The following is a 22,252-nucleotide window of genomic DNA, read 5'->3' on the forward strand; positions in this document are numbered from 1 at the left end:
GCGCCGCACCGGCGGCACCCCCTCGACCGATCGGTCCTACGGCTGCATCTCGTACGCGCCGGACAGTGCCTCGACCTGGGTCCAGACCCGGGCCGCGCGGCCGGCGTCCGAGACCGGGCGGCGGATGTGGGCCAGCGCCCAGGCGGCCTGCTCGTCGGTGGTGGAGCTCTTGCCGTGCAGATCGGTGGCGTGGGTGGAGAAGTCGCGCACCAGGACGTCGAAGATCTCGTCCAGCAGGTCGGCGTCCAGGCCGGTCAGCTCGGCCTGCTCCAGCACCAGCTGGCCGTAGACGACCAGGGCGAACAGCTGGCCGATCTCCAGCAGGAAGTCCAGGTCCTGCTGCTGCTCCTCGCTCGGCGCGTGGGTGCGGAGCAGGGTGCAGAGGCCGTCCGCCTGCTCGCGGAAGCGGGCCACGTTGGGCAGGTGCGCGTGCGCGTCGTACGCGGTGCGCCAGTCGTGGAAGCGGATCGCGCCCAGGCCCCGGGCCGGGCCCTGCTGGAACAAAAAGGTGTCGTCGGCCGGGTCGAGACGGCTCGGCACGGCGGGGTACTCGGCCGGGGCGAACAGGTAGTTCGCCATGAACTTGAGGATCAGGGCGAGGTTGACGTGCACCGTGCCCTCCAGCTTCGGCAGGCCGCGGATGTCGCGCGCGGCCTTGTCGAAGTAGGTGTCCGTCTCGAAGCCCTTGGCCGCGATGACGTCCCACATCAGGTCGATGACCTTCTCGCCCTCGGTGGTGACCTTCATCTTGGTCATCGGGTTGAAGAGCAGGTAGCGGCGGTCCTCGGGCGAGGCGGAGCGGAAGTAGTCGACGGCGCGGTCGCTGAACAGCTTCATCGCGGTGAGGCGGGTGTACGCGTCGGTCAGCTCGCGCCGCACGTGCGGGAAGTCGGTGACCTTCCGGCCGTACAGCACCCGGTTGTCCGCGTGCGTGACGGCCTCGTACATCGCGTGCTCGCAGATGCCGATGGACGCGGTGCAGAGGTTGAACTTGCCGACGTTGACGGTGTTCAGCGCGGCGTCGAAGGCGGCCTTGCCGGTGTGCAGCACGTCCTCGGCGCGCACCGGGTAGCTGTCGAGGCGGAACTCGCTGACGTACATCTGCGAGTTCACCACGTTCTTCACCAGGTGGTACGCCTCGTGCCGGCTGTCGGCGGCGAAGAAGACATAGCCCTCGGGACCCTCGATGTCCGAGCGGCGGCCGAAGACCGAGACCAGGCCGGCGACGTTGCCGTTGCCGATGTAGTACTTGGAGCCGCTCGCGGTGAAGCCGCCCGCACCGTCCGGGGTGAGGATCATGTCGGTCGAGTAGATGTCCGCGCCGTGCGTCCGCTCGGAGAGGCCGAAGGCCATGACGTGGCCCTCGGACAGGAGCTTCGCGGCGCGCTCCCGCACGGCCTCGTTCCCGCTCTGCCAGACCGGTCCCAGGCCCAGGATGGTGACCTGCCAGGTGTACCAGTAGCCCAGCCCGTAGAAGCCCAGGATCTCGTTCAGCTCGGCGATCCGCGCGGTGTCCCAGCGCTTCGAGTCGTCCGCGGAGGACGGGGTGAGGAACTCCGCGAAGAGCCCTTCCTTCGCCGCGAACTCCAGGAAGTCGCCGTACCAGGCGCGGTCGACGTAGGTGTCGATGAGTGCCTTCTTGCCGCGCGACTCGAACCAGTCGACGGTGGCGCGGAGCAGCTGTCGGGTGCGCTCGTCGAACTGTACGGGGTCGTAGGTACGCGGGTTGAAGAGCATGTGGACTCCAGGGGAATGAGGGTCAGTTGGCGATGCGGTGGAGCGTGGCGAGCACGTCGTCCAGCCAGGCGAGGGTCATCCGCTCGTACTCGATGCCGCCGCGCAGCACCACGTGCTGCAGTTCCTGCTGGGCGGAGGGCGAGGTCAGGTCGGGAAAGTCGCGCCGCTCGCCGGTGAGGTAGCGGGCCAGCAGCGCGGCATGGCTCTCGCGGTGCCGCTCGACCTCGGAGATGAGTGAGGTCAGTGCGGCCTGGTCGTCGAAGGCGGCGGCGCGGATCTTGACGGCGAGCTCGTGCCGGACGGTCTCCGGTTCGACGGGCTCGCGCAGCCAGGACGCCAGGGCGGCCCGGCCCGGCGCGGCGGCGGAGTACACCTTCTTGTCCGGGCGGCCGTCCTGGGCGACCTCCTCGACGGCGATCCAGCCGTCCGTCTCCATCCGCCGCAGCACCCGGTAGATCTGCTGGTGGGTGGCGGTCCAGAAACGGCCGATGGAACGGTCGAAGCGGCGCGCCAGCTCGTACCCGGAGCCGGGCTGCTCCAGCAGGGAGACGAGGATCGCGTGCTCTAGGGCCATACCCGTATCCTGCTATGCAACGAGTTGCATAGGCAATGAGGCCCGGCCGGGTTGAGACACGGATCACGCGCCGCGGCCGGGCCGTCCGAGCAGGTGGTGGGCGCCGTGCGGCTGCACGGTACCGCCGGCTGCGCGGTCCCGCGCCAGGATGTTCGACGAGTTCGCACCGCTGGTCGACCCGATGCTCCGCGCGGAGATCCTGTGAAGGCTTCGGCCATCCATGAGCGGCCGGCCACGGAGTACGGCTCAGCGGTCATCACCAGCGGGTCGAGCTCTACGTTCGAGAAGCCCGCCCGAAGGTCGCCACGGATCTCGGCATCACGCCGAGGGAACTGGCCGGAACGCGCCGCCGCTTCGAGCTGATTCCGGGCGCCCGGCCCAGGCTGACTGGGGCGACGAGCCGAATCCGGGACGAATCATGTGGTCCGCCGCGTGGCCGGTTCGCTTCGCGCTCGCTGCGGCAGCCGGGTCCGCGGCTTCGGCAGTGGCCACATGTGCGATGCCAGAAACCAGTAAATGCCTTGTACCACAGGCGAGTTCACGTCGTATCAGTTGGACTGGATGTGCCTGGGGCATGCCGGCAGCGGATATGCTCCTTGGCGGCGCGGTGAGTTGATCACAATACTCTCCGTTGTCGCCCTGCTGCCTGCCGTCGCAGTGATGGTCACACGTATGGGTCAGGTCGGTTGTGTGTGGCCGCCGGCAGCGACTGGTCCGAGGTGTAATCGCTGGGCCATCCCCCCACTTTCGATACCTTGAGGTTGCAGATGGTTCGTGATCAATCGCCACCTGGGCAACGGCAATCCTCCGCCCTCGCGCTGCTGCTTCCCGCGGTGGTCACCGCAGTGGTCGGGACCGTCGCCGTGTGCGTCGTTCCGGCTGAGGCACGTGTGTCGGTCGTCTGGTGCGCTGTGACGGCCACGTTGGCCGTCGCCGTCCTGGCGGCTGTCGCGGTGCGGCGCGGGAAGGTCATCGCCGAGCTGCGCAGGGACCACGCCGCAGCCGGCGAAGGCCTCGGACGCCGGCTGGCCGAGCAGGAGATCCAGACGCTGCGCCTGGCCGAAGAGCTGCTGCCGGAGGCCGTGGGCCGGCTGCAGAAGGGTGCGACGGTCGACGAGGCGCTGGACCTCGCGGGGCCCGTCAGGACCGAGCACCTCGCGGTGATGCGCTGGGTGCTGGAAACCGTGGATGCCGAAGAGGGTCTGCGGGAGTCCGCGCAACGCGCGTTCGTCAATATCGCCCGTCGGGTTCAAGCCATTGTGCACCAACAGGCGCACGCCACCCGGGAGATGCAGGAACGGCACGGACAGGACCCCGAGGTCCTCGGCGATCTGATGCGTCTGGACCACGGCACCGCGCTGGTCGGACGCCTCGCCGACGGCATCGCCGTACTCGGCGGAGCGCGCTCCGGCCGGCAGTGGAGCAAGGCAGTCCCGTTGTACAACGTGCTGCGCGGGGCCATGTCGCGGATCCTGGACTATCAGCGGGTGGACCTGCAGGCGGTGACGCAGATTGCCCTCGTCGGTCCTGCGGTGGAGCCGGTCATCCACGCGTTGGCCGAGCTTCTCGACAACGCGACCCGGTATTCGCCACCGAACACGCGGGTGATTCTGACCGCATCGGAGGTGCAGTCCGGCATCGCCATCGAGATCGAGGACGGCGGTGTGAGCCTGAGCGAGGAGGCCCGGGAGCGCGCCGAGCGAATGCTGCGCGAGGCGCAGTCCGGGATCGACCTGAAGGACCTGGGTGAAACGCCGCGCCTCGGCCTGGCCGTGGTGGGACGCCTGGCGCAGGAGCACAACCTGCAGGTCTCGCTGCGTCCCTCCGCCTATGGCGGCGTCCGCGCGGTGGTGATCGTTCCCACCGACCTCACGACGACTGCCCCGGTCACCCGCCCGGAGCTCGGAACCAAAGTCCCCTCAGCAGGAGGCCGGCATGCCGCCGCCGTCCCCGCCCTCTCGGTACGGAGACCGGCGCTCCCCTCGGCCCGGCCCCCGGTGACCGGCCCGGTGAGGGCGACCGAAGCGGAGCCGGAATACGACCGGGCGCCGAACGGCCTGCCGCAGCGGCGCAGCCGCCGCACGGGCACCTCCGGGGGAGCGGCGTCCGCACGACACGCCCCGGCCGAGTCCGCACCGCCGCCTGCCGATCAGCCCGCGCCGCCCGGCCTGTGGCTGGCGGATTTCCAACGGGGTGTGTCCGGCGAGACGTCGGGCACCGGTTCTGATCATCACGTCAGTGACACGACGTCGTCGGATAGGGATGAATAGCCGTGATTCAGCAGCGGGCCAACTTCGACTGGTTGCTCAAGGACCTCGCGGAAGGCGTTCCGCAGACCCGCCACGTGGTGGTTCTGTCGTCCGACGGCTTGTGCATGGCGCAGCACGGCACCGAAAGGGACACCGCTGAGCGCCTCGCCGCGGCGTGCGCGGGTCTGCAGAGCCTTGCGGCCGCGGTCGCCGCGGAAGTCCCGCACAGTGACGGCCGGATGCGAATGGTCGTCATCGAGATCACCGGTGGCTTCTTCTACCTCATGGCCGCCGGCGAGCGGGCGTATCTGGCCGTGCTCGCCGACGAGGGAGTCGACGCGGGCTTGATGGGGCTTCGGATGCGTGACCTGGTGGCCCGCATCGGTGAGCACTTGAGCAGCCCGCCACGCAACGACGAGCAGCGCGCATGAGCGAATCAGACCAAGATTGGGATGAAGCAAGCCCCGAGCGGCTCTACGTCATCACCGGAGGGCGTAGTGGTCCGTCCGAGCACGTCGTCCTCGACCTGGTCACCCTGATCGTGTCGCGGTCGCCGCCGCAGCCGACGATGCAGCCCGAACATGTCGCCATCGTGCGCATGTGCAGTTCCCCGCTCTCGGTCGCGGAGATCTCCGCCTATCTGGAGCTGCCCTTCAGCGTGGTCACCGTACTGCTCGCCGACCTGCTGGCCGATGAACGGGTGGAGGCACGAAAGCCTGTTCCACCCGCCCTTCTTCCCGATGTTGAACTCTTGGAGGCGGTAATGCGTGGACTTCAGAAGCTCTGACACGGTCCCAGGGCCGCGGAGCGAGGACATACTGCCGTCGACTGCCGCCGCTGCGGTGAAGGTCGTGATCGTCGGTGGCTTCGGGGTCGGCAAGACAACCCTGGTCGGATCGGTGAGTGAGATCCGACCGCTGTCGACCGAGGAGACGATGACGCAGGCGGGCGTCGGTGTGGACGATGTCCACGGGGTCGAACAGAAGGCCGCCACCACCGTGGCGATGGACTTCGGCCGGATCACCCTCAACGAGCAACTCGTGCTGTACCTCTTCGGAACGCCCGGCCAGCAACGCTTCTGGTTCCTGTGGAACGGCCTGTTCGACGGGGCGCTCGGAGCCGTCGTCATGGTCGACACCCGACGTCTCGAAGTCAGTTTCGATGTGATCGGGCGGCTCGAAGAGCGCGGCGTTCCCTTCGTGGTCGCCATAAACACCTTCCCGGAGGCGCCTTCCTACCCCACGGAGGAACTGCGGTCCGCCTTGGACCTGCCCGGCAACGTTCCGATCGTCAACTGCGACGCCCGCGCGCGCACGTCGAGCCGGGACGTCCTGATGACGCTCATGCGCTACCTGCACTCCCTCACCGCGACCCCGGAGCACACGTGACCTCCCCTCACGCCGACGACACACGCGCCAACAGCTTCGCCACCCCACCCCCCGAGTGCCCGGCCCACTCCACGGGAGCGGTTGCCGGCCGGCGACGGCTCTACGGGCCGGAAGCCGACGCGGACCCGATGGCCCTGTACGAACAGCTGCGCAGCGAACACGGCTCCGTCGCGCCCGTTCTGCTGCACGGCGACGTCCCCGCCTGGCTGGTCCTGGGCCATCGCGAGAACGAGGAGGTCGCTCGTACTCCCTCGCGGTTCTCCCGTGACTCCCGCCGGTGGCTGGAGCTGCAGAAGGGCAACGTCGCGCTGGACTCACCGCTGCTCCCGATCGTCGCCTGGCAGCCCATGTGCTCCTTCGTCGACGGCGAGGAGCACCAACGGCTGCGAGCCGCGGTCACCCAGAGCATGGAGCGCTTCGACGGCCGCGGAATCCGCCGCTACGTCAACCGCTTCGCCAACCAACTGGTCGACACCTTCTGCTCCGACGGCCATGCCGACCTGGTGACGCGGTTCGCCGGGCACCTGCCGATGCTGGTCATGACGCAGCTGCTCGGTATGTCCGACGACTACGGCCCGCGTCTGGTCGAGGCCGCTCAGGACATGATGAAGGGCTCGGAGACGGCCATCGCGAGCAACGACTACGTGGTGCGGACGCTCCAGGCACTCGTAGCCCGCAAACGCGCCACACCGGGCAAGGACTTCGCCTCCTGGCTCATCGGCAATCCCGCGTCGCTCACCGACGACGAGGCCGTGGAACACCTGCGCCTCGTCCTCATCGCCGGCTACTCGACCACGGCCAACCTGATCGTGAACACCCTGCGCATGGTGCTCACCGACCGCCGGTTCCGAGCGTCGCTGGCCGGCCTCCAGATGACCATTCCCGACGCCCTGGAACAGTCGCTGTGGGACTCACCGCCCTTCACGGCCGTCTACGGTCGCTGGGCCACCGGTGACACGGAACTCGGCGGACAGCGCATCAAGAGTGGGGACATGCTGGTGCTCTGCCTCGCCGCCGGCAACGTCGACCCCGCGGTTCGCCCCGATCCGACCGTGCCGATGTACGGCAACCGTTCCCACCTCGCATTCAGTCGCGGGCCGCACGAGTGCCCGGGCCAGGACCTCGGCCGCGCCATCGCGGACACGGGAATCGACGCACTGCTCACCCGGTTGCCCGACCTGGCATTGGCCGTCGACGAGGAGGAGTTGACGTGGACTCCTACCCTCCTGTCCCGAAACCTCGACGCGCTTCCGGTGACCTTCACCCCGCGCAGGCCCACTCAATCGGAGACGCCGACGACGCCGTGGCCGACCACACCGCCCGCTCAGCGGACGCCGGCGACGGCCCAGGCTCCGACGAGGGCGGAGATGCCGCCCACCGCCCCGCCGATCCCCCTGCCGCCACAGCACGCGCCACAGCAGGGAACACCCTGGTGGAGGGCGCTGACCCGCTGGCTTCGGAGTCGGTGACCTTCTCCGGGCGGTCTGCGCCGGACCGCATATGAATCACTGCGGTCACATCAAGTGCCTTTCGACGTAGGTAGGAACGGCGCCTGCTTCGGTGGTCTCCACGTCTCTGTAGCGGGGGGACCACCGGTGCCAGCTCAAACTGCCGGCGATCCATTCGCCAAGGTCGGTCAGCGATTCATCCACCCGTGTCCAGGCGTCCTCGTCGAGGCCGTAAACGCCGCGAATGGCGCGAAGGTCAGCGGCGGCCTCGAGGAAATCCCGGGTGAGCGCCTCGACCAGGTCCGACGCGTGGGTGAGGGCCTCCTCCCAGGTACTACCGGTGTCGTGTCGGAGAACGGCCGCGAGGTGGTCCTGGTCGCCGCGGGCGTTCTCCTTGCGTATGGAGAACATGTCGTTGGTCCAGGAGATGACGTCATTGGCAGCCAATCGGACGGCTCGATAGGCGTCACTGCGCGCCACGGAGGCCGGAACCTCCCGGGCATTCGCTGTTTCGATGAGGTCGAAGCTCATCTCACACCCGGAGTTCAACCGGCGGCGCCGAATGAATGCCGTCATGTCGGAGGGGGATTCCTGTGACTTCTCCGGATCTGAGTGCGACAGCAGGGTGAACGCCAGGAAGTCCACGTAGTGAGTGGCGAACCGCTCTCGCCACGCCCAGGAATGCTGGGACGCCGTCCGCTGCCAGAGGTCGGACAGCGCCGCCGTCAGCGGACCGGACGCGCGAGGGGCGCGAAGATCCAGCGGCAGCTGGGCGACCAGATCGCGGACGACCTCCTCGCGTTCCTGGTAGGTGCCTTCGAGGTACCCCTCATCGAGCCGGTCATCGACGATCCAGTTGAACGCCTGCCACTCCGCCACCAAGTGCAACTGGGTGGCTCGCGGATACACCCGAGCCGCGAACTCACCGAAGCCGGCCGAGTGGAAGCGCTCGGCAGCCGGCCGACTGCGTATGAGATCGGTGCGTTTGACCCAGTCCAGGAGATGATCATCGATACCGTCCGCCTGTGGATGCGTGCGAGCCGGAACCGGGCACCAGATCGGGGGGCACTCAAGGGTGAAGGGCGGCAGTTCAGGAGCGGTTCTCGTGGCCATGGGGGGTCTCCTCGGCTGGGGCTGCGCCCGGTCCGGTGCGGGCGCACGGTCGTTTCGTCCGATCGGTTGCGGCTGTCTGGATCGTGACTCCTCTGTGACCTCCGTCGATCGATGGGCGACGCGAAGCACCGTCCGAAGGAAGCAGCCGGGGCTGTCCGTCCTGGGCGCAGGCGACATTTAGTTCGCCTTTGGAATATGCCATCGAAGAACCGGAGCCAACCATGCCGTCGAGACTCGGGAGCACCGCCGTCGCGGGAGCCGCCGCCCCGTCCCAGCCGTGATCAAGGAGGTTCTACCAGAGGCGAGTTGATCACCGGAACCCCGTCCGGCGCGCGCATCCCCGCGGTCGCCGGCGGATGCCCGATATGCGCTGCCGGCAGGAGACCGACGCCCGGGTGGAGATCCGCCGCATCATCGACGAGCAGCCCTGATCCGGCTTCCCGCCGTGATCATGATCCACGCACGGGTGCCGCAATGAGCCGGGCCGTCAACCGGCTGCGGTGGCGGGATCCGTCCGGTGGCTCCAGGATCGAAGGGGTCGTGGTGTGCGCGGAAGCGCTCGGGAAGGTCGGTGTTCCCACCACCCGAGCGGGCGGTGCGACCGTGGAGCCGGTGCGCCCGGGCCGCCGCGAGCAGTACGACGGTGGAGCATCTCGACCGGGCGAGGCAGAAACGAGGATCCGATGTCCGACTCCCGGCCGTCCGCCCCTGCGGGCGGCAACAACCGGCCGGCCGGCTCCCCTGCCACCGGCCACTACGGCAGGGACCTCTTCCCGCCGGAGCGGCAGGGCGAGGCCGCGCGGATCGACTACGGCGCGCTGGCCTACGACGACGTGACGTTCCGGCGCCTCTCGGCGCTCGGGGCCGGGCCCGGATGGGCCTGTCTGGACGCGGGCGCCGGAACGGGGACCATCACGCGCTGGCTGGCCGGGACGGCGGGCGTCGACAGCGTTGTCGCCGTCGATCGCGACACCCGTTTCCTGGCGGTGCAGCCGGGAGGCCGCGTGCACACGGTCATCGCCGACCTCGCCGACCCGGAGCTGGCCGATCCGAACCTGGGACCGGGCCGGTTCGACCTCGTGCACTGCCGGTTCGTCCTCATGCACCTGCCCCGGCACGATGCCGTGCTGGCGCGGCTCGCGAACTGGGTGGCCCCCGGGGGATGGCTCGTCGTCAGCGACGCCGTCGATCTGACCACGGCCCGTTCCGCGCACCCGGCCTACCGGCGCACGATGGCAGCCATGTGGCACGCGCTGGGCGACACGATCGGCACCGACATCAGCTGGGTCACCGGCTATCCGGGGCTGCTGCGGTCCCACGGTCTGTCCGACGTCGGAGCGGAGATCTACGTGCCGCCGCTGACCCCCGACGCGCCGGTGACCGCCTTCTGGCGGGCCACCTGGGAACGGATGCGTCCCAGCCTGGAATCCAGCGGGCTGGTGGACGCGCGGACGGTGGACGAGGCGCTGGCCTATCTGGCATCCCCAGAACTCGCCGAGCTCTCCCCCGGCATGATCACCGCCTGGGGCCACCGCCCGGCCTGACGTCGGGTCTGCCCCATCTCGCTCGCACGCGCGCTCCCGAGGCTCCGTCGGGAGTTAATTCCAGGCCTGGAACAAACCTTGTCGCCCCTGACCGGGCCTGGTTAGTGTCGGCACATGAGATCGATTCGGCACCCTGGAGAGCAGGCGCGATGCGCCTGCCTCGGTGCGATGCGATGTAGTCGCCGCTGTCGGCTCATTTCCCGCTGAACTGGCTCCGCCAGTCGCATTTCCGGCAGATATCCCTGTGCCGCGATATTCCGTCATGCCGCCAGCAGGCTGGTGCGGCGCTCGCGCCCTGATCCTGAGACCCCCGCTTCCGTCGGCTGCCCGCCGGCTCGATGCGCCGGTCTCCGATCCAGGGCACAGAGGCCACACCGGGCGACCACCTCTGTGAGGACGGCGCAGCGCAGCGCCGCGTTCACTTCCCTCCCCGCCGCCCCGCACCCGGACCTTCTCCTTGGAGCCGACGCATCATGAGCAGCACCGACCGCAGCCTGCACTTCAATCTGTTCATCCATGACACCGGCCATCACGAGGCGTCGTGGCGGCTGCCCGAGTCCGAGCCGCTGGCACACATCGACGTCGCCTACCACCAGCGGCTCGCCCGGATCGCCGAGGACGCCGCGTTCGACTCGTTGTTCCTGGCGGACAGTCCCGCGCTGTGGGGCGACCCGGGCCGGCGGCCGAGCGGCCGGCTGGAGCCGACGGTGCTGCTGACCGCGCTGGCCGCCGTGACCAGCCGGATCGGGCTGATCGCCACCGCGTCGACCAGCTACAACGAGCCGTACAACCTGGCGCGGCGGTTCTCCTCGCTGGACCACATCTCGGGCGGCCGGGCCGGCTGGAACATCGTCACCACCGCAGGCGACGCCGCGGCGCGCAACTTCGGCCTCGAAGCCCAGCCCGCGCACGCCGACCGCTACGAGCGGGCGGCGGAGTTCATCGAGGTGTCCACCAAGCTCTGGGACAGCTGGGAGGACGGCGCCGTCGTGGCGGACAAGGACCGCGGGGTGCACGCCGAGTCGGACCGGGTGCACCGGTTCGGCCATGTCGGCAAGTACTTCCAGGTGGACGGTCCGCTGAACGTGCCGCGCTCACCGCAGGCCCATCCGCTGCTGGTACAGGCCGGGTCCAGCGAGGACGGCAAGGACTTCGCGGCCCGCTACGCCGAGGCGGTGTTCACCGCCCAGCCGACCTTCGAGGAGGGCCAGGCGTTCTACGCCGACGTCAAGCGGCGGGCCGCGGCGGCCGGCCGGGACCCGGACGGCGTGAAGATCCTGCCGGGCATCGTGCCGGTCATCGGCGACACCGAGGCCGAGGCGCTGGAGCTGGACGCGGAGCTGGGCCGGCTGATCCAGCCGGAGTACGCCAAACTCCAGCTCGCCACCCTGCTGGGGCTCGACCCCGACCGGTTCGCCCTCGACGAGGAACTGCCGGCGGACCTGCCCGACGAGGACGAGATCGAGGGCTCCAAGAGCCGCTACACCCTGGTCGTGGAGCTCGCCCGCCGGGAGCGGCTGACGGTGCGCCAGCTGATCGGCCGGCTCGGCGGCGGCCGCGGCCACCGGACCTTCGCGGGCACGCCGGTGCAGGTGGCGGACACCATCGAGCACTGGTTCAGGAACGGGGCGGCCGACGGGTTCAACATCATGCCCGCCGTTCTGCCCTCAGGACTTGAGGTGTTCGTGCGGCGGGTGGTGCCGATCCTGCGGGAGCGCGGTCTGTTCCGCACCGAGTACACCGGCCGCACCCTGCGCGAGCACTACGGCCTCCCCCGGCCCGCCAACCAGTTCTCCTCGGCCCTGGTGAACGCCTGACGGGCGGGACGGGCGGGACGGGCGGGACGGGCGGGACGGCCGCGCTGCCGGACGGTCAGCGGTAGTACCCCTCGACGACGGCCCGTACCTCGTCGAGCAGCGCGGGGCCGTCCTGCGGCACGGGCGGCTGCCCGCTGCCGGGCCTGATGTCCAGGAGCTGTTCGTTGGACAGCGCGAACACCACCCGCCGCAGCCCCGCCCGCTGGATGACCGCCTCGCACATCTCGCACGGCTGGCAGCTGGTGTACATCGTGGTCTGCGCCGCGGTGGCCGCGTCCAGTTCCTTCGCGGCCCACCGCGCCAGCTTCAGCTCCGGGTGGGCGGTGATGTCCTGGCCGGTGAGCGTCGTGTTGTGCTCCTCGGCCAGCACCGTCCCGTCCGGTGCTGCCAGCAGCGACCCGAACGGCGGGTCACCGCCCTCGCGTGCCTTGGCCGCGAGCGCGATGGCCCGCCGGAGGAGGGCGTGGTCGTCGGGTGTGGTCATGACGGCTCCGTTCTGGTGCGGGGCGGACAGAAGTGCGCGGCGACCGTGGCGAGTGCCTGCCAACTCCCCTGCGGTCGGCAGGTCTCACCGGGGTCGCCGCCGTAGGTGTCGAGAACTACGGAGTCGGCGCCGAGCAGCCGCAGTTGGTCGAGGTCGTCCATGATCTGGTCGATCGTGCCCTCACCGGCGAGTCGTTCCGGTCCGCCGACCCGTCCGGCGGTGATCTTCAGAGCGATCCGCGGGGCGAAGGCGGGCACCGGGAGCTGTTGCCCGGCCGCGGACGCCTGCAGCCTGTCGGCGGCTTCGCGCAGCCACGGCATGGTGCAGCGCAGCGGATGCCACGCGTCGCCGAGCCGCACGGCCCGGCGCAGTCCCGCGTCGCTGTTGCCGCCGACCCACACCGGGATCCGCCGCGTTCCGTAGGAGGCGGTGTCCGTCCAGGCCGCCCGGATGTCGCGCAGATGGTCGTCAGTGATGCGGCCACGCTGTTCGAACGGGATCCCGAGGGCCGCGAACTCCTGCCGCGCCCAGCCCACCCCCACGCCGAGGACCAGCCGGCCGCCGCTCAGTTCGTTCAGGTTGGCCGCCATCCGGGCGGTGAGCAGCGGGTGCCGGTACGGGGCGATGAGGACGGTCGTGCCGAGCCGGATCCGGGTGGTGAGGCCCGCCAGCCACGACAGGGTGGTGAAGGGCTCGTAGAAGGGTGCCGGGTAGCGCTCGGCGACGTCGGGAGTGATGGCGACGTGGTCCGAGAGCATCAGCAGATCGAAGCCCAGGCCTTCCACGGTCCGGGCCCAGCTCCGCAGGACTCCCGGGTCGGTGCCGGGGCCGAAATTGAGGATGTTGACGCCGATCTTCACAGACCTCAGCCTAGCCAGGCCGCCCGGGCGGCCAGAAGGGATTCCTCCCTGTTCAGAGGCGGTTCGCCCGTGGATTCGCCGGTAATCTGAGCGGATGACGGAGAGTCTTGACGAGACGGACTGGGCGATCCTCGCGGAGGTCCAGAAGGACGGCCGGATCGCCTTCACGGAGCTGGCACGGCGGGTGAACCTGAGCGCGTCGGCGACGACGGAACGGGTACGGCGGCTGGAGACGGCCGAGGTGATCACCGGGTACCGGGCGCAGGTGGACCTGGAGCGGACCGGGTACGGGGTGCTGGCGGTGGTCCGGCTGAAATACCCGGGGACCCGGCACGAGCCGTTGCACCGGCTGATCGAGGAGCGCCCCGAGATCCTGGAGTGCCTGCGCACCACCGGCGACGACTGCTACGTCCTGAAGGTGGCCACCACATCGATGGCCGACCTGGAGGAGATCGTCGACGCCCTGGCCCAGTTCGGCAGCACGACCACCAACCTCGTGCTCAGCAGCACCCTGCCGTTCCGCGGCCCGCGAGTGCCCCGGACGCGTACCCGGCCGCGCTGAGGATCGTCCCGGCCGCCACGGGGCTTGCTGACCCGTGGGTGGTGGGCCACGATCAGGCGCGAAGAGATCGCCGTGTGGGAGGGGTACCCGTGTCCGATGTCAAGGCCGAACTCGACCAGTTGATGCGCGCTTTCCTCGGCGCGTTCACCAACACCGCCGGCAGCCGGCCGAACGTCGACGTCGTCCGTGAGGTGTTCATCCCGCAAGGAATGATCATCAAGAACGTCGGCGCCGAGCCGGTGGTCTACGACCTCGACGCGTTCATCGAGCCCCGGGAGAGGATCCTCACCGATGGGACTCTGACCGAGTTCTCCGAGTGGGAGGTCGCCGAGCGGACCGAGATCTTCGGGTCGATCGCGCACCGGTTCAGCGACTACCGCAAGTCCGGTTTCCTCAACGGCGACTGGTTCGAGGGCTCCGGCCACAAGACCACCCAGTTCATCCGGACGCCCGCCGGCTGGCGCATGAGCTCGATGGCCTGGGACGACGTGGAGTAGAGGACGTCCGGGGCTCGGGCCTTGCTCCAGAAGGGCCAGGCCCCCGGACCCACGGGTTTCCCTCAGCTCGCCGCTTGCTTCACGAGCGCGCCGATCCGCGCCTCGTCGGTGGCGCTCAGCTCCCTCAAGGCGTAGGACGTCGGCCACATGGCGCCTTCGTCGAGGTTGGCCTTGTCGCTGAAGCCGAACGTCGCGTACCTCGCGCTGAACTTCTGCGCGCTCTGGAAGAAGCAGACGACCTTGCCGTCCTTGGCGTACGCGGGCATCCCGTACCAGAGCTTCGGTGCGAGGTCCGGCGCACTTCCCTTGACGACCGCATGGATCCGTTCGGCCATCACCCGGTCCGAGTCCTCCATTTCGGCGATCTTCGCGACCACGGCGGCTTCCTCCTCCGCCGCCTTCTCGGCGCGCGATCCGCGGCGCGCGGACGCCTTCAGCTCCTTGGCGCGCTCCTTCATCGCATCGCGTTCCTCGGCGGTGAATCCCTCGAAGCTCTTGTCGGTCCCGGTGGTGCTCTTGGCGGTGGTGCTGGCGGGCTTCTGCGTGTCCTTCATGGTGGATTTCCTCCTGGTACGTGATGTGATGGATGGCATCGTCATGCTAAGGAGCCGCCGCGGTGGCGGCTCCTCCGAAACCGGCGTTCACGGGGCCACTCACCCCTGGGGCCCCGGGTCGGGCGGCCGGCGGGTCCGTGCCCGCCGGCCGGGGCCGGTGCCCGTCATCCCCACGCGCCGGCGATCTGACGGGTCGTGGCGTTGAGCCGGTTGAACATGTTGGTGACGCCGATCATCAGGACGATCGCGGCCAGCTGCTTCTCGTCGAAGTAGGTGGCGGCCGTGTCCCAGACCTCGTCGCTCACCGGGTCGGGAGTGTCGGCCAGCCGCGTCGCGGCCTCGGCCAGCGCGAGGGCCGCCCGCTCCTCGTCGGTGAAGTACGGGGCTTCCCTCCAGGCGACGACCGTGGCCAGCCGCTCATCGCTCACTCCGGCCTTGCGGGCCGTCTTGGCGCCGCCGTCGACGCAGGCGCTGCAGCCGTTGATCTGGCTGACCCGCAGATGCACCAGCTCCAGCGTCTGACCGTCCACCCCGCCGGAGTGCACGGCCTTGAAGATCTGCTGGATGGGCTGCATCGCGTCGGACAGGACGACGGCGGGGTTCTGCATACGGGACTGCATCTCGGTCTGCTCCTCGTGTTGTTCGGTGCCCCGTTCTCCCCGGGGCGTGACTCCATAACAGCCGTTCCGGCCTTCTACGACGACGGCGATGGGACGCTCTGGGACAGCTGGAACAGCCTTGACCAGCGGAGAAACGGCCCGTAATACTTCGGCCGGGGCGGGACAGCGAAGCGGGGGAACGGTGGACATGGAACAGCGAACAGCGCAGGCCGACCCACAGGACGAACTGGCCGCCCGACTGCGCCTGCTCCAGGAGCTGTCCGGGCTCGGCGTCCGGGCTCTCGCGAAGGACGCAGGCCTCAGCTCCTCGTCGCTGTCGCGCTACCTCAGCGGACAGACCGTGCCGCCCTGGCCTGCGGTGATCGCCCTCTGCCGGCTCGTCAAGCGCGACCCCCGCCCGCTGCGGCCCCTGTGGGAACGGTCCTCGAACCCGTTGCCCGCGCCCCCGAAGGCCAGCCGGCTGGTCCCGCCGAAGCCCCGCAATGATCTGCCGCGCGACGTACCGGACTTCACCGGACGCGAGGCCCAACTCTCGGCCGTGCTCGCCGCGGTGGACAGCCATCAGGTGGTCGCCGTCGACGGTATGGCGGGCGTCGGCAAGACCTGTCTGGCGGTGCATGCCGCGCACCGGCTCACCGACCGGTACCCGGACGCCCAGCTCTATGTGGACCTGCACGGATTCACCGAGGGCCGGGAGCCGTTCGATCCCGGCTCGGTCCTGCGGATGCTGCTCGGCGCGCTCGGCGTCCCGTCCGAGAGGGTCCCGCAGGAGGGCGTGGAACAGCTGGCCGCCTGCTGGCGGTCGGAGCTCGCCGGCCGGCGGGCCGTCATCGTCCTCGACAACGCCGCCGACGCCGACCAGGTCCGCCCGCTGCTGCCCGGCGCCGGCCCCTCCGTGGCCCTGATCACGAGCCGCAACCGGCTGCTGGGCCTGGACGAGGTGCCCCCGGTGTCGCTGGACGTGCTGAGTCCGGAGGAGAGCGCGGAGCTGCTGGCCCGCGCCAGCGGTGACCCCAGCGGCCCCGACGGGCGGCTGGCCCGCGATCCGCAGTCCGCCGCCGAGGTGCTGCGGCTGTGCGGCCATCTGCCGCTGGCCCTGCGGCTGGCCGCGGCCCGGCTGCGGCACCGGCCCGGCTGGACGGTCGGCATCCTCGTGGAGCGGCTGTCGGAGGGCGCGACCGAGTTCGACACCGCGTTCGCCATGTCCGTACGGCAGTTGGACCGGGCCCAGGCCCGCCTGTTCCGGATGCTGGGCCTGCTGCCCGGGACCGCCTTCGACGAGTACGTGGCGGCGGCCCTGGCGGACGTGCCGCTGCACAGCGCCAGGGAGATGCTGGAGGACCTGCTCGACGCGCACCTGGTCCAGCAGCCGGCGACGGGCCGCTACCGGCTGCACGACCTGGTGCACCAGCACGCCCGCCGGGCCTGCGAACAGCAGGACTCGCCGGCCGAGCGGGAGCGGGCGCTGGGCCGCTTCCTCGACTACTACGTGCACGCGGCGGCCGCCGCCGACGCCGCGCTGCCGGTCCTGTCGCCCGGCCGCCCGGCCTCCGCGGGCCGGCCGCCGGCCGCCCTGCCGCAGTTCGCGGACAAGCACGCGGCCCTCGCCTGGCTCACCTCGGAGTACGAAACGCTGATCGCCGTCTTCGAAACAGCGGTCGCCATCGGAGCCGATGTGCATGTGAGCGAGCTGCCGCGCTTCCTGCGGGCGTACTTCGCGCGGCGCTGCGGCACGACGCACCTCAACTTCCTCTTCGAGCGGTCGCTGGCCGCCGCGCAGCGCCTGGGCGATCCGCTGCAACTGGCCGAGGCGCACAGCGACCTGGGCTTCGCGCGCTACAACGCGGGCCGGATGGCGGAGGCGGGCGCCGCGTACGAGGCGGCCGAACTGGGGCTGTCCAGGACCGGGGACGTACGGTCGGAGGCCGAACTGGCGATGCGCCGCGGCTATCTGAAGTCGGACGAGGGCCATGTCGACGAGCCGCTCGAACTCTTCAGGCTGGCGGGGAAGTTGTACGAGGAGGCGGGTTGCCCGACGGGGGCGGCCCACGCGGCCGCGTCGGAGGCCTGGGCGATGCTGCAGCTGGGACACCGCGACCAGGCGGCGCAGCGGGCCCGCGAAGTGCTCGACATTCCCCACGCGGACCCGTCCTGGCCGCCCACGCTGACGGCTCGGATCACCCTCGGCGTGGCCATCGCCGGCGAGGCACCCGACGAGGCGGCGGAGCACCTGCACCAGGCACTGGCCCTGGCCCGTGAGGACGGGCACATGAACAACGAGGCGTGGTGCCTCAACTGCCTGGGCGTCGCGCTGCGGCAGATGGGCCGCTACGAGGAGGCGCTGGCCAGCCACCGGGAGGCGTTCGCACTGCTGGACGAGTTGTTCGAGGAACACTGGAAGATCCATTTCCTCAACGGCTACGGCGAGACCTGCCGGCTCGCAGGCCTCCCCGACGAGGCCCTGCGGCTGCACCGGCAGGCACTGGAGCTGGCCCCGAAACTGGGATACCGGTCCGAGGAGGCGCTGGCCCACGAGGGCATCGCGATCGTGCTGGACGCAACGGATCCGGCGGCGGCCGCCGAGCACCGCGCGGCGGGTGAGGCCGTCCTGCGGGAACTCAATCCCGGGGCTTACTGATCGTTCCCCCTACTGCGCCCGTGACGCTCACAGAGGTGGTCCGTCTCCCTCGTGTTCCTGGTGGGAGCAGCGGCGGTCCCGGTGCGGGACGACGGGACGCAGCGGAAAGCCGTGCTCGGCGGTGAGTGATTCACCGTTGCGGTGGGTCACGAGGATCGTGCGGTCGGAGGTGAAGTCGGCGAGCCGGAGATTGGCGCTGTACTCGCAGGATGCCTTGCAGATGGCAGACAGGTCGGCAGTCGGGCGGCCGATCAGTAGACGTCGCGGACGTACCGCTTGTCGGACGCCAACTGCCGGACGTACGCGGCGGCCGACTGCCCGTCCATGCCGCCGTGTGCCGCGACGATCTGCCGCAGCGTCCGGTCGACGTCCTTGGCCATGCGACCCGCGTCGCCGCAGACGGAGAAGTGGGCGCCGTCCTGGAGCCCTTCGTGCAGAGCCGCCCGAAGTTCGTCGGGTGCTTCCTGTCCCCGGAGACCTTCGCGACGGTTCGCCTGCCGGTGGAGGCGTCCCGCCCGATGTCGAGCACGACGCCGCAGCCGACCCTGACACCGGTACCGCTGCACCAGGCCGGGTCCCGGTCCCGGGAGTGCGGTCTCCCGCTACGGAGCCTTGTGGGAACCGTGCAGCTCCCACTCCCACAGCGCCTCGCACAGCAGGTCCAGTCCCTGGCGCAGGTGACGCCGGTAGGTTCCGTACGGCAGGCCGAGGCGGCGGGCGGCGGCCTCCTGGGTGGGCGCGCCGGAGAAGTAGCTCGCCGTCAGGGCTTCGCGGGCCCGCACTCCGCGCGGATCGCGGGCGAGGTCGTCGGTGGCCTGGCGCAGCAGGGCGCGCAGTTCCTCGACGGGGTCGGCGAAGTCGGCCGCCAGACGGGCGCGCATCAGGGCACAGGCCGCGAAGGCGCCAGGGTCGCGCCAGTGCGACAGGGCTTCGCGCACGGCCTGGTCGAACGCGCTCCGCGAGCCGTGCGGTGGTCCGGACTCGGCAGGCACGCCGGGGGCCGATATGAAGCGGCCGATCCAGGCCTCGACGGACACCTGTCGCCAGTCGACGCCGAACAGCCCGTAGGTGTGCTCACCGACCAGTGGTCGCGCACCGGTGTCGGCGAGGCTGCCCCTGACGCGCTCGGCCCAGGTGTCGGCGTCGCGCCAGACGGCGAAGCCGTAGGCGCGGCCGCGGGCGCGGGCGGCCTCCGCCTGGGCGCGGGAACTGCTCAGGTCGATGACGCGCGAGGGGATCTGGTACCGCTCGGGGTAGATCGAGAAGCGGCTCACGCCGATGTGATCGCCGGGGCTCACCGGCGCCGTGGCGTCGGTGTACGCCCAGGCGGCCGCGACCACGGGATCGGTGGCCAGGTCCTGGGGGTCGGGAGGGGCCGGCAGGGCGAGTCGGGCCGTGAACGCCACGATCCGGCCCGTGTTCACCAGACGGTAGACGCTGAACGCCTGCGGCTGACGCCGCGCCCAGTAGCGGACCAGCTCCGCGGATTCCGGGCCCTCGGTCTCCTCGGCCATGCGCAGTACGGTGTCGAGGTCGTCCGCGTGCAGCGGACGGTCGTGCACCTCGTCCTCGCGGGACCACGTGCGCAGCCGCGCCAGGAGCTCCACCTCACGGAAGAGGTAGAAGAGTTCGTCGGTGACCGTCCAGACCCGCTCCTCGGGTGCCTCGCGCAGCAGGCGCATGTACTCCTCCGCCAGCCGCAGGCGCATCGTCAGGAAGGCGTTGGGTGCCCGCCAGCGCAGGTCGGCGGCGAGGGTCTCGCGTGCGGCGTCGTGCGGGTGAACCCCCCGGTGCGTGGACTCCATGAAGGGCAGCTCCCGCAGCCAGCCGAACAGCAGATGGGCGTCCTCCTCGGGCAGCACCGCGGCCAGCAGCTCCTCGGAGGTCGAATGCGCCTGTGCCACCACCTCCCGGGCACGGCGGTGAGCCGCCGTCGGCACCTCTCCGATCAGCCCCGCCAACAGCGTGCGCAGGACGTCGCCCGAGGGCGACCACGTCTCCTCCCTGCTCCAGCCCGTCGAGTCCGCCGCCGCCGCGAGGGACAGGGCCAGCGGGTTGCCTCCGGCGAAGCGCAGCACCAGGTCCCGCAGTTCGGGCCGGATCCGCGCCGCGACCAGCACGCTCCGGGCCTGCTCCGCGGAGAACGGCTCCAGTTCGGCCACGTGCAGGAGCCCGGCCCAGGCGGGATCGGAGCTCCACTGCGGCTGCGGCGCGAGCCGGCCGCCCAGGACGACCAGGGCGCCGTCCGCGGCGCGCGGCAGGAAGTGGTGCCACAGCCAGCTCTCCAGCCATTGGCAGTGCTCGAAGGAGTCCACGAACAGGACCGTGCCGGCGACGTCCAGGAACGGGGCGGCCGCGCGCTCGAAGTCGGCCGGATCCCGGCCGACGAATCGGCCGTCCAGTTCGACGAGCAGCCGGCCCGCCTTACGGGCATGGTCCGCCAGCCGGCGCAGCAGCGTCGACTTCCCGATGCCACCCGGCCCGAACACGTAGAACGCGAACGGCGCCTGCGGATCGCAGGCCAAGGCCGCCGCGAAGCGCGCGAGTTCCTCGTCCCGGCCGATGAAGGCCTGTACTCGCGCGCTCGCCACCTCGATCGTGAACGTGGCGCTCCCCCAGATCCGGGCCGGGGTGGGCCTGTCGGACGGCGGCACCACGTGGGTGGTCAACGCCTACGGCCTGGCGTTCGGAGCGCTGCTCCTGGCCGGCGGGCGGACGGCCGACCTGCTCGGGCGCCGCCGGGTACTCATCGCCGGCCTCACGCTGTTCGCGGTGTCGTCGCTGGCCGCAGGAGTGGCCGCCTCCCCCGGCGTCCTGATCACCGCCCGCGCCGTTCAGGGCCTCGGCGCCGCCGCCATCGCCCCGGCCGCGCTCGCTCTGACGATGGACCTGTACCCGTCCGGCCCCGGGCGTGGCCGGGCCCTGGGGGTGTGGGGCGCGGTCTCCGGTGCGGGAGGGGCGGGCGGCGTCCTGCTGGGCGGTGTGCTCACCCAGGCCTGGGGCTGGCCCTGGATCTTCTACGCCGTCGCACTCGGGTCGGTGCTGGTCCTGGTCGCCGTCGCGGCCCTCGTACCACGGGCGGCGCCCGCCCGGACGGCCGGACGGTTCGACCTGCTGGGCACCACCACCGTCACACTCGCCCTGACCTGCCTGGTCTGGGGGCTGACCACCGCACGCGGCGCCGGCTGGACGGACGGCCGGGTGCTCGGCGCCCTCCTCGGCGCCGCCGCGTTGCTCGCGGCCTTCGTCGTGATCGAGCTCCGCCGGCCGAACGCGCTGATGCCGCCGCGACTGTTCACCACCGGCCGCGTCGCGGCGGGCAACCAGCTGATGGCGCTGCTGGGGTCCGTGTGGATCGCCCTGTTCTTCTTCCTGCCGCTCTACCAGCAACTGGTGCTCGGATCGAGTCCGTTGGCCACTGGTGCGGGCCAGCTTCCCCTGGCCGGGGCCAACATGCTCGGCGCCGCCATGGCGCCCCGCATATCCCGGCGCGTCGGCGGCACCGCGACCGTGACCGCGGCCCTGCTCACCGAGGCCGCCGGACTGCTGTGGCTGTCACGGATCAGCGCCGACGGGAGCTACCTCGCCGACGTCCTCGGTCCCAGCATCCTGATCGGCCTCGGTCTGAGCATCGCCTTCGTCCAGCTCACCGCGTTCGCCGTGGACGGCGTCCCGCAACAGGACGCGGGCCTGGCCGGCGGACTGGTGAACACCACCCGCCAGGTCGGCGGGGCGATCGGCCTCGCCGCCCTGACCACCCTGGCCGGCTCCGTCACCGCCCACGCGGCCACCCACCAACCCCATCTGGAAGCGCTCACCGCCGGCTACCGCGCCGTCTTCACCGTCGCCGCCGCGGTCCTGGCCGCAACAGCGCTCCTCGCGGTGCTCCTCACCCGCTGCATCCGCCCGCGGACCCCCACCGACGCCGCTGTCGCCGCTACCGCCACCAGCCCGGCTTCCGACCCACAACTCGCCTGAATCCCCTGAATCCGGCCGTACCGATGGATCAGCCGGTCCATGGATCAGCCGTGCCCCGCGCCGAACAGGCGGCCTGACACCGGACAACACACCCGACCCACCCCGCACCCCGCACCCCGCACCCCACATCCACGGAAAGAGATTCCTGCCATGACTGCTGCGAAGCCCTACCTGACCGGCCACTACACC

At 70.6% G+C, this 22,252-nt stretch carries 21 protein-coding genes and 1 pseudogene; 11 read left to right on the forward strand and 11 right to left on the reverse strand.

Annotated features, from left to right (window positions below):
- Window positions 1–36 precede the first annotated feature (36 nt).
- A complete protein-coding gene (locus tag O3W51_RS15505) occupies window positions 37–1,737 on the reverse strand; it encodes an acyl-CoA dehydrogenase (protein WP_138352822.1) in 1,701 nt (566 codons plus the stop codon).
- A gap of 22 nt (window positions 1,738–1,759) precedes the next feature.
- Window positions 1,760–2,311 (reverse strand): PadR family transcriptional regulator, encoded by a 552-nt coding sequence (locus O3W51_RS15510; protein ID WP_138352821.1) that lies wholly within the window; start codon window positions 2,309–2,311, stop codon window positions 1,760–1,762.
- Between the two features lie 767 nt (window positions 2,312–3,078).
- On the opposite strand from O3W51_RS15510, the gene O3W51_RS15520 reads away from it, so the two are divergent.
- The 5 genes from O3W51_RS15520 to O3W51_RS15540 are packed head-to-tail and all read left to right on the forward strand — an operon-like array spanning window position 3,079 to window position 7,417.
- Complete coding sequence (locus O3W51_RS15520; protein WP_187145119.1) at window positions 3,079–4,581, forward strand: sensor histidine kinase; 1,503 nt, start codon at window positions 3,079–3,081, stop codon at window positions 4,579–4,581.
- A 2-nt stretch (window positions 4,582–4,583) separates the two neighbouring features.
- Window positions 4,584–4,991 carry a roadblock/LC7 domain-containing protein gene (locus tag O3W51_RS15525; RefSeq protein WP_138352820.1) on the forward strand — a complete coding sequence of 136 codons (408 nt, stop codon included), beginning with the start codon at window positions 4,584–4,586 and terminating at the stop codon, window positions 4,989–4,991.
- On the forward strand, window positions 4,988–5,347 hold the full coding sequence (locus O3W51_RS15530) for a DUF742 domain-containing protein (RefSeq protein ID WP_138352819.1): 360 nt from the start codon (window positions 4,988–4,990) through the stop codon (window positions 5,345–5,347). Before O3W51_RS15525 ends, O3W51_RS15530 begins: the two co-directional genes overlap by 4 nt.
- Window positions 5,328–5,948, forward strand: a complete 621-nt coding sequence (locus tag O3W51_RS15535) for a GTP-binding protein (RefSeq protein ID WP_269286215.1) — start codon at window positions 5,328–5,330, stop codon at window positions 5,946–5,948. Before O3W51_RS15530 ends, O3W51_RS15535 begins: the two co-directional genes overlap by 20 nt.
- Window positions 5,945–7,417, forward strand: a complete 1,473-nt coding sequence (locus tag O3W51_RS15540) for a cytochrome P450 (RefSeq protein WP_269286217.1) — start codon at window positions 5,945–5,947, stop codon at window positions 7,415–7,417. Before O3W51_RS15535 ends, O3W51_RS15540 begins: the two co-directional genes overlap by 4 nt.
- A gap of 45 nt (window positions 7,418–7,462) precedes the next feature.
- Here the strand turns inward: O3W51_RS15540 and O3W51_RS15545 are convergent, their stop codons facing one another.
- On the reverse strand, window positions 7,463–8,275 hold the full coding sequence (locus O3W51_RS15545) for a bifunctional terpene synthase/polyprenyl synthetase family protein (protein ID WP_269286220.1): 813 nt from the start codon (window positions 8,273–8,275) through the stop codon (window positions 7,463–7,465).
- 917 nt (window positions 8,276–9,192) lie between these two features.
- Here O3W51_RS15545 and O3W51_RS15550 point away from each other — a divergent pair.
- Both O3W51_RS15550 and O3W51_RS15555 read left to right on the forward strand, forming a co-directional pair.
- Window positions 9,193–10,053, forward strand: a complete 861-nt coding sequence (locus O3W51_RS15550; RefSeq protein ID WP_138352815.1) for a class I SAM-dependent methyltransferase — start codon at window positions 9,193–9,195, stop codon at window positions 10,051–10,053.
- A 473-nt stretch (window positions 10,054–10,526) separates the two neighbouring features.
- Complete coding sequence (locus O3W51_RS15555; protein WP_187145118.1) at window positions 10,527–11,870, forward strand: LLM class flavin-dependent oxidoreductase; 1,344 nt, start codon at window positions 10,527–10,529, stop codon at window positions 11,868–11,870.
- Window positions 11,871–11,925: 55 nt separating this feature from the next.
- On the opposite strand, the gene O3W51_RS15560 is transcribed toward O3W51_RS15555, so the two are convergent.
- Window positions 11,926–12,354 carry a nucleoside deaminase gene (locus O3W51_RS15560; RefSeq protein WP_138352814.1) on the reverse strand — a complete coding sequence of 143 codons (429 nt, stop codon included), beginning with the start codon at window positions 12,352–12,354 and terminating at the stop codon, window positions 11,926–11,928.
- Entirely contained in the window at window positions 12,351–13,214 is an 864-nt protein-coding gene (locus O3W51_RS15565) for an LLM class flavin-dependent oxidoreductase (protein ID WP_138352813.1), read from the reverse strand. Before O3W51_RS15565 ends, O3W51_RS15560 begins: the two co-directional genes overlap by 4 nt.
- Window positions 13,215–13,308: 94 nt before the next feature.
- On the opposite strand from O3W51_RS15565, the gene O3W51_RS15570 reads away from it, so the two are divergent.
- Both O3W51_RS15570 and O3W51_RS15575 read left to right on the forward strand, forming a co-directional pair.
- Window positions 13,309–13,776 carry an Lrp/AsnC family transcriptional regulator gene (locus O3W51_RS15570; RefSeq protein ID WP_198357656.1) on the forward strand — a complete coding sequence of 156 codons (468 nt, stop codon included), beginning with the start codon at window positions 13,309–13,311 and terminating at the stop codon, window positions 13,774–13,776.
- A gap of 89 nt (window positions 13,777–13,865) precedes the next feature.
- Complete coding sequence (locus O3W51_RS15575) at window positions 13,866–14,273, forward strand: DUF4440 domain-containing protein (protein ID WP_198357657.1); 408 nt, start codon at window positions 13,866–13,868, stop codon at window positions 14,271–14,273.
- 62 nt (window positions 14,274–14,335) lie between these two features.
- Here O3W51_RS15575 and O3W51_RS15580 read toward each other — a convergent pair whose 3' ends face one another.
- Both O3W51_RS15580 and O3W51_RS15585 read right to left on the reverse strand, forming a co-directional pair.
- Entirely contained in the window at window positions 14,336–14,827 is a 492-nt protein-coding gene (locus tag O3W51_RS15580; RefSeq protein ID WP_198357658.1) for an iron chaperone, read from the reverse strand.
- A gap of 164 nt (window positions 14,828–14,991) precedes the next feature.
- Window positions 14,992–15,447 carry a carboxymuconolactone decarboxylase family protein gene (locus O3W51_RS15585; RefSeq protein WP_138352809.1) on the reverse strand — a complete coding sequence of 152 codons (456 nt, stop codon included), beginning with the start codon at window positions 15,445–15,447 and terminating at the stop codon, window positions 14,992–14,994.
- A 187-nt stretch (window positions 15,448–15,634) separates the two neighbouring features.
- Here O3W51_RS15585 and O3W51_RS15590 point away from each other — a divergent pair, with 187 nt between their 5' ends.
- Window positions 15,635–18,085: a tetratricopeptide repeat protein gene (locus tag O3W51_RS15590; RefSeq protein WP_269286225.1), complete on the forward strand. Its 2,451-nt coding sequence runs from the start codon at window positions 15,635–15,637 to the stop codon at window positions 18,083–18,085.
- 27 nt (window positions 18,086–18,112) lie between these two features.
- On the opposite strand, the gene O3W51_RS15595 is transcribed toward O3W51_RS15590, so the two are convergent.
- The 4 genes and pseudogenes from O3W51_RS15595 to O3W51_RS15605 form a co-directional block, all read right to left on the reverse strand.
- The gene (locus tag O3W51_RS15595; RefSeq protein ID WP_443048287.1) at window positions 18,113–18,340 is read right to left on the reverse strand and encodes a molybdopterin-dependent oxidoreductase; all 228 of its coding nucleotides are present in this window, start codon (window positions 18,338–18,340) and stop codon (window positions 18,113–18,115) included.
- Window positions 18,337–18,465: a hypothetical protein gene (locus tag O3W51_RS15600; RefSeq protein WP_269286235.1), complete on the reverse strand. Its 129-nt coding sequence runs from the start codon at window positions 18,463–18,465 to the stop codon at window positions 18,337–18,339. The genes O3W51_RS15595 and O3W51_RS15600 overlap by 4 nt, the downstream gene beginning before the upstream one ends.
- 89 nt (window positions 18,466–18,554) lie before the next feature.
- A pseudogene (locus O3W51_RS48840) lies at window positions 18,555–18,614 on the reverse strand (hypothetical protein); the annotation flags it as partial.
- A gap of 73 nt (window positions 18,615–18,687) precedes the next feature.
- Complete coding sequence (locus O3W51_RS15605) at window positions 18,688–20,676, reverse strand: AAA family ATPase (protein WP_269286227.1); 1,989 nt, start codon at window positions 20,674–20,676, stop codon at window positions 18,688–18,690.
- On the opposite strand from O3W51_RS15605, the gene O3W51_RS15610 reads away from it, so the two are divergent.
- Complete coding sequence (locus O3W51_RS15610; protein ID WP_269286229.1) at window positions 20,648–22,063, forward strand: MFS transporter; 1,416 nt, start codon at window positions 20,648–20,650, stop codon at window positions 22,061–22,063. The genes O3W51_RS15605 and O3W51_RS15610 overlap by 29 nt on opposite strands.
- The last annotated feature ends 189 nt before the right edge of the window (window positions 22,064–22,252 follow it).

The sequence above is a fragment of the Streptomyces sp. H39-C1 genome (genome assembly GCF_027158125.1).
GTDB lineage: Bacteria > Actinomycetota > Actinomycetes > Streptomycetales > Streptomycetaceae > Actinacidiphila > Actinacidiphila fildesensis.

Bases quoted from the DNA above. Each gene is read 5' to 3' on its own strand.
- O3W51_RS15505 (WP_138352822.1), bottom strand. From the start codon at position 1,737: ATGCTCTTCAACCCGCGTACCTACGACCCCGTACAGTTCGACGAGCGC.
- O3W51_RS15510 (WP_138352821.1), bottom strand. From the start codon at position 2,311: ATGGCCCTAGAGCACGCGATCCTCGTCTCCCTGCTGGAGCAGCCCGGC.
- O3W51_RS15520 (WP_187145119.1), top strand. From the start codon at position 3,079: ATGGTTCGTGATCAATCGCCACCTGGGCAACGGCAATCCTCCGCCCTC.
- O3W51_RS15530 (WP_138352819.1), top strand. From the start codon at position 4,988: ATGAGCGAATCAGACCAAGATTGGGATGAAGCAAGCCCCGAGCGGCTC.
- O3W51_RS15550 (WP_138352815.1), top strand. From the start codon at position 9,193: ATGTCCGACTCCCGGCCGTCCGCCCCTGCGGGCGGCAACAACCGGCCG.
- O3W51_RS15555 (WP_187145118.1), top strand. From the start codon at position 10,527: ATGAGCAGCACCGACCGCAGCCTGCACTTCAATCTGTTCATCCATGAC.
- O3W51_RS15560 (WP_138352814.1), bottom strand. From the start codon at position 12,354: ATGACCACACCCGACGACCACGCCCTCCTCCGGCGGGCCATCGCGCTC.
- O3W51_RS15570 (WP_198357656.1), top strand. From the start codon at position 13,309: ATGACGGAGAGTCTTGACGAGACGGACTGGGCGATCCTCGCGGAGGTC.
- O3W51_RS15580 (WP_198357658.1), bottom strand. From the start codon at position 14,827: ATGAAGGACACGCAGAAGCCCGCCAGCACCACCGCCAAGAGCACCACC.
- O3W51_RS15585 (WP_138352809.1), bottom strand. From the start codon at position 15,447: ATGCAGTCCCGTATGCAGAACCCCGCCGTCGTCCTGTCCGACGCGATG.
- O3W51_RS15590 (WP_269286225.1), top strand. From the start codon at position 15,635: ATGGAACAGCGAACAGCGCAGGCCGACCCACAGGACGAACTGGCCGCC.
- O3W51_RS15600 (WP_269286235.1), bottom strand. From the start codon at position 18,465: ATGGCCAAGGACGTCGACCGGACGCTGCGGCAGATCGTCGCGGCACAC.
- O3W51_RS15610 (WP_269286229.1), top strand. From the start codon at position 20,648: ATGAAGGCCTGTACTCGCGCGCTCGCCACCTCGATCGTGAACGTGGCG.